Here is a 9,237-nt window from a genome sequence, read left to right as displayed (position 1 = left end):
GCCCCGCGGGCGCCGGCGCCCCGGCGATGGGCCGCGTGGCGGCCCAAGGTCCCGAGCGTTACTTCTTCGCCGCCCAGGCGTTGAAGCGTTGCTCCAGCTGTTCGCTGTTGTCGGCCCAGAAGGCCACGTCGATCTGCACCTGGTTGGCAATGTTCTCAGGCGTGGTCGGCATGTCTTTCTTCACCTCGTCCGACAGCAGGCTCACGGCTTTGCTGTTGGCCGGACCGTAGGCGATGTTCTCGGAGTAGATCTTCTGCTGCTCGGGCTGGACGCTGTAGGCGATGAATTTCTTCGCCTCTTCGGCATCCTTGGCACCTTTCGGGATGGCCCAGGCGTCGAAGTCGTAGATGCCACCGTTCCATACCACCTTGAGGTTGCTCTCTTTTTGCACCGCGGCGATGCGGCCGTTGTAGGCCGAACTCATGACCACGTCACCCGAGGCCAGGTACTGCGGTGGCTGAGCACCGGCTTCCCACCACTGGATGCTCGGTTTGAGCTCATCGAGTTTCTTGAAGGCGCGGTCCACACCCTCCTTGGTGCCCAGCACCTGATAGACATCCTTCGGCGCCACGCCGTCGGCCATCAAGGCGAACTCCAGGGTGTACTTGGCGCCCTTGCGCAGGCCGCGCTTACCCGGGAATTTCTTCGTGTCCCAGAAATCGGCCCAGCTGGTGGGCGCGGTCTTGAGCTTGTCAGCGTTATAGGCCATGACCGTGGACCAGACGAAGAAGCCAACGCCGCACGGCTGGATGGCACCCTTGACGTAATCGCTTTCGTTGCCGAACAGGGCCGGGTCGAGTTCCTCGAACATGCCCTCGTCACAGCCGCGCGCCAGCTCCGGCGACTCGACCTCGACCAGGTTCCACGAAACGCTGTTGGTGTCGACCATGGCCTTGATCTTGGCCATTTCCCCGTTGTACTCACCGGCGACGATCTTGCCCTTGCCGGCCTTCTCCCATGGCTCGTAGAACGCCTTGACCTGGGCCGCCTTGTTGGCGCCACCGAACGACACCACCGTCAGGTCCGCGGCCATGGCCTGGCCGGCGGCGAACAGCCCCAGGGCCAGGGCGGTCAGTTTCAACTGCTTGCGCATTATTATTCTCTCCACAGTACAGGGTTGGTGAAGCAATCCATCAGTCCATCAGTGGGCTTGTGCAATCGGATCGAGCGCGCGGGCGTGCTCCACCTCCCAGCCCAGCGGTACCACATCTCCCACGGCCAGGGCCGGGTCGAGTTCGGCAATCGGCTGCTTCACGAAGAAGTCGGCCTTGCCGCAGACTTCCAGGCGCACCCGCACGTGGTCACCCAGGTAGATGAACTCGGCCACCCGGCCGGAGAAGCGATTGACGCAGCTTTCGCTGTGGCCGTTGAGGCGCACGCGCTCGGGGCGGATCGACAGGGTGACCGGCTCGCCGGCCTGGCCGACGTTGACCGCCAGCGCCTCGACCCGCTCGCCGCGGCCCAGCTGCACCTGGCAACGCTTGCCATCGCTGGCCAGCAGGGTGCCGTTGATACGGTTGTTCTCACCGATGAAGTTGGCGACGAAGGTGTTGCAGGGTTCTTCGTAGAGGGTGCGCGGGTCGGCGATCTGCTGGATCTCACCCTGATGGAACACCGCTACCCGGTCGGACATGGTCAACGCCTCGCCCTGGTCATGGGTCACGTACACCACGGTCACGCCCAGACGCTGGTGGATATGCTTGATTTCCATCTGCATGTGTTCGCGCAGTTGCTTGTCGAGGGCGCCGAGCGGTTCGTCCATCAGCACCAGCTGGGGTTCGAACACCAAGGCCCGGGCCAGCGCCACGCGCTGCTGCTGGCCGCCGGACAGCTGCCCGGGGTAGCGCTTGGCGAAGGCATCGAGTTGGACCATGTTGAGCACGCGCTTGACCCGCTCGCTGACGTCGGTCTTGCTCAGGTTGCGCACGGTCAGCGGGAAGGCCAGGTTCTCGGCCACGGTCATGTGCGGGAACAGCGCGTAGTTCTGGAACACCATGCCAATGTCGCGCTTGTGCGGCGGCACGTTGTTGATCGAGCGCCCGGCCAGCTGGATCTCGCCGGCGGTAGGGGTTTCAAAGCCGGCCAGCATCATCAGGCTGGTGGTCTTGCCCGAGCCGGAGGGGCCGAGCAGGGTCAGGAACTCACCCTTGCGAATGTCCAGGTTGAGGTCTTTGACGATCAGCGATTCGCCGTCGTAGCTCTTCTGCACACCACGGAAGCTGACCAGCGTCTCGTTCGAATTCGCCTCGCTCATGCCCTGCACCTTCTTGTTGGAATGACTGCGTAGGCAAAAGAGTAGAAGAGGCGCAAACGCCCGAAAATCGGGGGCACTGAGAGAATGCCATCATCCGGATGGAAGATTTGTTGTAGGGATCGCCCTACAAGGATGGCGCGTTTGGAATGCCAATCAGGGTTCACGCCGAGTCTGTGGGAGCGGGTTAACCCGCGAAGAGGCCGGTGCAGCCACTGAGATCAGCAGGTCAGGCCCATTCGCGGGTAAACCCGCTCCCACAGGGATATGGGCAAGGCCGCTGCACTACCTGTCGCAACCAGAACACTCACACCAGCTTGTGCTCCATGGCGTACTTCACCAGCTCCGCCAGCGAGTTGACCTTGAGCTTCTGCATCAGCCGCGCCTTGTGGGTGCTGATGGTCTTGCTCGACAGCGCCAGCTGCAGGGCGATGTCGTTGACGTTGGCGCCCTGGGCCAGGCGCTCGAACACCGAGAACTCGCGCTCCGACAGTAGTGTGTGCAGCGGCCGGGTTTCGGTCAGGCCCACCTCGAACACCATGCGGTCGGCCAGGGCCGGGTCGATGTAACGCCCGCCCCCGGCCACCCGGCGGATGGCCGTGAGCAGCAGCGCCGGGTCGCTGTCCTTGGTGGCATAGCCCGCCGCACCGGCCTTGAGCGCCCGCGCCGCCATCTGCGCTTCGTCATGCATGGACAACATCAGGATCGCCGGCGGGTTGTTCAGCGCGCGGATCCGCGGGATCGCCTCCAGGCCGTTCACCCCAGGCATGGAGATATCCAGCAGCACCACCTCGCAGGGCGTGTGGCGCAGGGTCTCGAGCAACTGCTCGCCATTGCCCGCCTCGCCCGCCACCTGCATGTCCTTGGCCAGGCCGATCAATTGTTTGATGCCTTCCCGGACGATGGTGTGGTCTTCGGCCACCAGCACTCGAATCACGATTGTTTCTCCTGCTTCAAAGGAATCGCCACGCTCAGGCTGGTGCCCTCGCCCGGTTCGCTGTCCAGGCTCATGCTGCCACCGAGCATCAACACCCGCTCACGCACACCCACCAGGCCGAACGACGTCGGCCGCGCCGCCTCCATGGCAAACCCCACGCCGTCGTCGATCACGGTCATGCGCAACTGCCCTGCCTCGTGCACCAGATCGATCTGCACCGTGTGCGCCTGGGCATGGCGCATCACGTTGGTCAGCGCCTCCTGCAGGATACGGAACAGGCCGATGGCCTTGGCATCACTCAAGGGTGGCAGATTGTCCGGCACCTGCACCAGGCAGGGTATCTGCGTGCGCGCTTCAAAGCGCCGCGCCTGCCACTCGATGGCCGAGGCGATACCGGCGTCGAGGATCGGTGGGCGCAGGGCCGTGGCCACGTCGCGAACCAGCCCGAACAACTGGGCGATCAGGCGTTTCATGCTGGACAGGCGCTCGTTGAGAGCGGGGTCCAGTTCGGCGAACGCCAGCTCGCACATCGACACTTCAAGCTTGAGCACCGTCAGCATCTGCCCCAGTTCGTCGTGCACCTCGCGGGCAATCCGCGCCTTCTCCTCTTCGCGCACGCTCTCCAGGTGCGCCGACAACTCGCGCAGTTGCTCCTGGGACGCGGCCAGTGCCAACTCGGCCTGCTTGCCCTGGGTGATGTCCCAGACCACCCCGTCCCACACCATTCGGCCATCGGCCAGGCGCCGGGTGGTGGCCTTGATGTCGGCCCAGCGCTGCTCGCCCTGACGGGTGAGGATGCGGCCCTGCCACGACCAGTCCTGGTCAGTGGCCAGGGCCATGTCCTGAACCCGGTGATAATCGGCGCGGTCCTGCGGATGCACCAGGTTGCGCAGGCCCATGTCAGGGTGCTGGATCGCCGCCGGGGTGTAACCGACCAGCGCTTCGCTGCCTTCACTGATGTAGGGGAACTCCAACTCGCCTTCGGCGGCGTCGCGCTCCAGGCGGAACACCAGCCCTGGCACGTTGCCGGCGATCCCCTTGAGCCGCGCTTCGCTTTCGCGCAGGGCGGCCAGCGCCCGGCGGCGCTCGGTGACATCGGTGAGGAACACCACCAGGTATTCGGCATCGCGAAAACGCAGGAACGACAACGACAGGTCGACCGGCAGCAAACTGCCATCAGCGCAGCGGCACTGGCTCTCGAACTGCAACTCGCCTTCGCCGCCACGGGCGCGTTTCCACAGCGCCAGCCAGCGGTCCATGGCCAGGGTGGGCTCGATGTCGATCAGCGGGCGCTCAAGCAAGGCGTTCTCGGCAAAACCGAGCATGCGTTCGGCGGCGTGGTTGGCGTAGCGCACGTGGCTGTCCCAGTTGACCCACAGAATCCCGACGGTGCTCTGGTCGATGGAGAACTGGCTCAGGCGCAGCGCCTGCTCGCGGGTCTGGCGCTCGGCCAGGCTCTCGCGTGCCGCCAGCAAGCCGCGCTCCAGCCCTCGCTGTTGGCGACGCTGCCACACCAGCGTGGCCAGGGCGCACAACAGCAACAGGCCGAACAGCAAGGCGAGGTTCTGCCAGAAACCGGGCGATTCGGAGAAGCGCGGGTATTTCGGTTGCAGCCAGCGTTGGTGGATCTGCTCGAGGTCCTTGGCCGGCATGGCCTGCAGCCCGCGCTCAAGGACGTCGGCCAACAGCGGCCAGTCGCGCCGCGAACCCACCCGTAGCAATTGCGGCAGGCCGATGTCACCGACCACGGCCAGCTCGCCAAACTCACTCTCGCGGGACAGGCGACTGAGCTGCGCCTCGTCCAGCACGGCAAAACCGGCCTGCCCGCCCAGCACCAGTTGCAGGGCCTCACGCTCGTTGGGCACGCCCTGCAGGTTGAGGTTGCCGTAGTTGCCGCGCAGGTAGTCGGCAAGCCTGGATGGCATGCGCACCGCCACTCGATCGTTGGCGCCGAGCTTCTCCAGGTCCACCGCCACCGCACCGCTGCGCAGGCCCACCACCAATTGCGGCACGCGCATGTACGGGTCGCTGAACAACCAGTTGCGCAGGCTGGCGGGGGTCTGGGTCAGGCCTGGGGCGAAATCGATCTCGCCAGCTTGCAGCGCGTGCTCCAGGGCCGCTTCATCGGTGAAGCCGCGCCAGGTCAGGTCGAGCCTGAGCGCCTGGGCCAGCGCACTGACCAGCTCGACGTTGGCCCCGTAGAACTGCTGCAAACGCCTGTCGAACTGGGCATAGGGCGCTTGCAGCACCAGGCCGACCCGCAGGCTGCGATGCGCCTCCAGCCACTGTTGCTGGGCAGGCTCCAGCACTACCGAAGGCGGCGCCTCCGGGCGCGCCAAAGCGATCAAGGGTAGACACAACCAGCCGATAACCCACAGGCAACGCACTCGCTTCATCTCTACGCTCGTCTTGGCAAGGACGGCCACCTGACGTGGCCGTCGCGGACAAATACTATTAGGCTGCCGATAACTTTATGGCCTTGGACCGATCCATGCTCACACTCTATCGCACGACGCTGGCCATGTTCTGCCTGGCCGCGCTCCTGCCCCTCGGCGCGCAAGCGGCCGATGCCGAAAAACCCGATGCCGCCGCCGAGGCTGCCCCTGCCCCCGTAGTGCGCCCGGCGCTGGCCGAACGCAGCCAGGACGATGCCCTGGCCCTCGAGCGCCAGGTGCCCAAGGCCGAGCAGCAGACCCTGCAGGCCAACGGCGAACACTTCCTGGCGCTGTGGAAGCCGGCCAACGACAGCGACCCGAAAGGTGCGCTGATCATCGTCCCCGGTGCCGGCGAAAGCGCCGACTGGCCGACCACGGTCGGGCCGCTGCGCCGCGGCTTCCCCGATGTCGGCTGGCACACCTTGAGCGTGAGCCTTCCAGACCTGCTGGCCGAACGCCCGCAGGCGCGCGCCGAGGCCAAGCCCGCCGCAGAACCGGCCAAGGACGCAGGTGAAACAGCGCCGACCAAGGATACCCCCGCAGACGCCAACGCCAACGTTGCCCAGGCCACGGCCGCCGAGGCGGACACCGCCGAAAGCACCGACGCCGCCAAGGCCGACGAACACACCGACCAGGACGACGCCGAGCGCATCTTCGCCCGCCTGGATGCCGCCGTGGCCTATGCGCAACAGCAACAGGCACGCAGCATCGTGCTGCTGGGCAACGGCAGCGGCGCCTACTGGGCGGCGCGCTACCTCAGCGAGAAGCAGCCGCCAGAGGTACAGAAACTGGTGATGGTCGCGGCGCAGACGCCCGCACGGGTCGAGCACGACCTGCTGAGCCTCACCCCGACCCTGAAAGTGCCGACCGCCGACCTCTACTACACCTCGCGCCCCCAGGACCGCCTGGCCGCCGAGCAGCGCCTGCAGGCCAGCAAGCGGCAGAAGGACAGCGCGTACCGGCAGATTTCGCTGATGGCCATGCCGGGTAACAAGGCAGCGGAGCAAGAGCAGTTGCTACGTCGGGTTCGCGGCTGGCTGACACCGCAGGAACAGTGACGATCATCGCGGGGCGCCGATGCGAGCTTGCCCCGCGATGACTTAGTTAGAGGCCCCGCCGCTTGCGGATCAGGGCATAGGCCTGGTGCAGCTCGCGCGTGTGCTCGGTCGCCTCGCGCACCTTGGCCTCACTGGCACCACTGCCCACCAGCTTGTCCGGATGGTGCCGGCTGAGCAGTCGCCGATAGGCCTGCTTGACCTTGTCGGCCTCGGTGTCCGGCTCCACCCCAAGAAGACGCAGGGCAGCGGCATAGGTCATCACACCGCCTTCGACGGACGACCGCCGTGGCTCGTACTCCTTGGCCAGGGCCTGCACCTGCTGACGGCTAAGCCCAAGCTGCTCGCCCCAGCGCAGCAGCAGATCGTGCTCATGCCGGCCGGCCTTGCCATCCGCCCAGACCATTCGCCAGCAGGCGCGCAAGGTGCCCTCGGCGGCATGCGGCTGCAACTTGATCCGGCGCAGGTAATGACCCAACCGGCCCTTGCCCGACTTGCCCCGATTGAACGCGGCAATCGCCCGCAGCCGCGCGGGTTCCGCCAGGTCCAGCCGGGTCATTTCCTGACGCGCCTGCTGGATATGCCCCTCGGCAACCCGGCCATCGCTCTTGGCCAGACGCCCAAGCAGCACGAACAGCAACTCTTCGTCGCGCAGCGCCGGGCGCCCGCCCAGGCGCTCGCGCATGTCCTCCCATCCCTGCAGACGCAGGCGCCGATCCATGGCCTGGCCCAGCAGCGCCCCGAGCAAAGCCCCGGGGATACTGGCCATGGCGAAACCGGCCCCGGCACCAATCACTGTGCTTGGCCACCACATGTCAGGCGCGCTCGCCAATCAGGCGTTCGACATCGGCCAGGCGTTCGACAGTGCCGACATCAACCCAGTGCCCCCGGTAGTGCTCGCCACTCACCTGGCCCGCAGCCATGGCCTTGCGCAACAGCGGTGCGAGCTTGAAGGCGCCGGGTTGGCAAGCGTCGAACAGCGCCGGGTCGAGCACCGAGATACCGCTGAAAGTCAGGGTCCCGGGCGCGTCATCGCCATCAGTTACCTGCTCGCCCAGCAGACGGAAGTCGCCTCGCCCGTGGTGCCCAGGGTTGTCTACCAGCACCAGGTGCGCGAGCCCCTGCAACGGCGCCTGCAACGCGCTGAAGTCGTAGTCGGTCCAGATATCGCCGTTGACCAGCACGAACGGCGCATCACCCAGCAGCGGCAGCGCCTTGAAGATGCCGCCGCCGGTCTCCAGCGGTTCGCCTTCCGGCGAGTAGCGCAGGCGCAGGCCGAAGCGGCTGCCATCGCCCAGGTGATCCTCGATCTGCTGGCCGAGCCAGGCATGGTTGATGACCACTTCGGTGAAGCCGGCTCGGGCCAGCGCTTCCAGGTGGTATTCGATCAATGGCTTGCCGGCGGCCGGCACCAGCGGCTTGGGGGTGTGCAGGGTCAGTGGGCGCATGCGCTCGCCCTTGCCCGCCGCGAGGATCATTGCCTTCATGAATGGGCCCCGGCCTTGAGTTCGCTGATCAGCGCGCCCAGCTCGGCCAACTCCGGACGACGACCAATCACTTCATCTATATAGGCGAAGAAACGCGGTACGTCAGTGAGGTAGCGCGGTTTGCCGTCACGGTGGCAGATGCGGGCGAAAATACCGATCACCTTGAGGTGGCGCTGCACCCCCATCAGGTCGCTGGCGCGGTGGAAGTCCTCGAATGCCGGCTGTACTGGAATACCGGCAGCCTGGGCCTTTCGCCAGTAATCGCTGAGCCACCCCTCGACGCGGGCCTGGGGCCAACTGAGGAAAGCGTCCTTGAACAGGCAGGTGATGTCGTAGGTGACCGGGCCGTAGACTGCGTCCTGGAAATCCAGCACGCCGGGGTTCGGCGTGCTTTGCATCAGGTTGCGCGGCATGTAGTCGCGGTGCACCAGCACTTTAGGTTGCGCCAGGGCGCTGTCGATCAACAGCTGGCTGACCCGCTGCCAGCTGGCCTGCTGGGCCTCGGTCAGCTTCGCGCCCAGCTCGCGGCCAACGTACCACTCCGGGAACAGCTCGACTTCGCGGCGCAGCAGCGCATCGTCGTAGCTCGGCAAAGGGGCGTCCATTGGCAGGCGCTGGAACGCCAGCAAGGCTTCGATGGCGTCCTTGAACAAGGCATCGGCGTTGTCGGCATCGATGACGTCCAGGTAAGTCTGGCGGCCCATATCGCCCAAAAGCAGGAAGCCGCGCTCAAGGTCCTGGGCATGGATCTGCGGCACATGCACGCCCGCACTGGCCAGCAATTGGTCGATGTCAACGAACGGGCGGCAGTTTTCCTGGGGCGGTGGCGCATCCATGACCACGAAGCTGTGGTCGGCGCACTCCCAGCGGAAGTAGCGGCGGAAACTCGCATCGCTGCTGGCGGCGGTCAGGCTGCCGGCGGGCACGTCACCCCAGCCGTTGGTGCGAAATAGAATCTCGAGCTGCTCGGCGAGCCAGGCAGTCAGTTGTTGCAGACGTACATCTTGGTCGGGCATTACAAGGGTCTCCGACGGCGCTAGCCGTCAAGCGGGTCATGCTTTATTATCCAGCA

The 9,237-nt window shown here is 65.8% G+C and carries 8 protein-coding genes; 1 reads left to right on the top strand and 7 read right to left on the bottom strand.

Annotated features, from left to right (window positions below; all coding sequences use genetic code 11):
• Nucleotides 1-58: 58 nt before the first annotated feature.
• The 4 genes from ABE459_RS18795 to ABE459_RS18780 all read right to left on the bottom strand — a co-directional run bounded on the left by ABE459_RS18795 (nt 59) and on the right by ABE459_RS18780 (nt 5,584).
• Nucleotides 59-1,093, bottom strand: coding sequence for an ABC transporter substrate-binding protein (locus ABE459_RS18795; RefSeq protein WP_125462359.1), 1,035 nt, complete (start codon nt 1,091-1,093; stop codon nt 59-61).
• A 48-nt stretch (nt 1,094-1,141) separates the two neighbouring features.
• Nucleotides 1,142-2,254 carry an ABC transporter ATP-binding protein gene (locus ABE459_RS18790; protein WP_110994274.1) on the bottom strand — a complete coding sequence of 371 codons (1,113 nt, stop codon included), beginning with the start codon at nt 2,252-2,254 and terminating at the stop codon, nt 1,142-1,144.
• A gap of 304 nt (nt 2,255-2,558) precedes the next feature.
• Complete coding sequence (locus ABE459_RS18785) at nt 2,559-3,191, bottom strand: response regulator transcription factor (RefSeq protein WP_172670942.1); 633 nt, start codon at nt 3,189-3,191, stop codon at nt 2,559-2,561.
• On the bottom strand, nt 3,185-5,584 hold the full coding sequence (locus ABE459_RS18780) for a transporter substrate-binding domain-containing protein (protein ID WP_323833260.1): 2,400 nt from the start codon (nt 5,582-5,584) through the stop codon (nt 3,185-3,187). The genes ABE459_RS18785 and ABE459_RS18780 overlap by 7 nt, the downstream gene beginning before the upstream one ends.
• 95 nt (nt 5,585-5,679) lie before the next feature.
• Between ABE459_RS18780 and ABE459_RS18775 the strand changes: the two genes are divergently transcribed.
• Entirely contained in the window at nt 5,680-6,681 is a 1,002-nt protein-coding gene (locus ABE459_RS18775) for an alpha/beta hydrolase family protein (protein WP_125462356.1), read from the top strand.
• Between the two features lie 46 nt (nt 6,682-6,727).
• Here ABE459_RS18775 and ABE459_RS18770 read toward each other — a convergent pair whose 3' ends face one another.
• Genes ABE459_RS18770 through ABE459_RS18760 form a run of 3 tightly spaced genes read right to left on the bottom strand, consistent with a single transcriptional unit; the run spans nt 6,728 to nt 9,181 of the window.
• Nucleotides 6,728-7,492, bottom strand: a complete 765-nt coding sequence (locus ABE459_RS18770) for a TerB family tellurite resistance protein (RefSeq protein ID WP_125462355.1) — start codon at nt 7,490-7,492, stop codon at nt 6,728-6,730.
• Between the two features lies 1 nt (nt 7,493).
• Entirely contained in the window at nt 7,494-8,165 is a 672-nt protein-coding gene (gene murU / locus ABE459_RS18765; RefSeq protein WP_125462354.1) for an N-acetylmuramate alpha-1-phosphate uridylyltransferase MurU, read from the bottom strand.
• A complete protein-coding gene (locus tag ABE459_RS18760) occupies nt 8,162-9,181 on the bottom strand; it encodes a phosphotransferase (protein WP_323833258.1) in 1,020 nt (339 codons plus the stop codon). Before ABE459_RS18760 ends, murU begins: the two co-directional genes overlap by 4 nt.
• Between the last annotated feature and the right edge of the window lie 56 nt (nt 9,182-9,237).

This window comes from Pseudomonas sp. TWI923 (assembly GCF_039673365.1).
Lineage (GTDB): Bacteria > Pseudomonadota > Gammaproteobacteria > Pseudomonadales > Pseudomonadaceae > Aquipseudomonas > Aquipseudomonas sichuanensis.
This window is presented reverse-complemented; position numbering and strand designations above follow the sequence as displayed.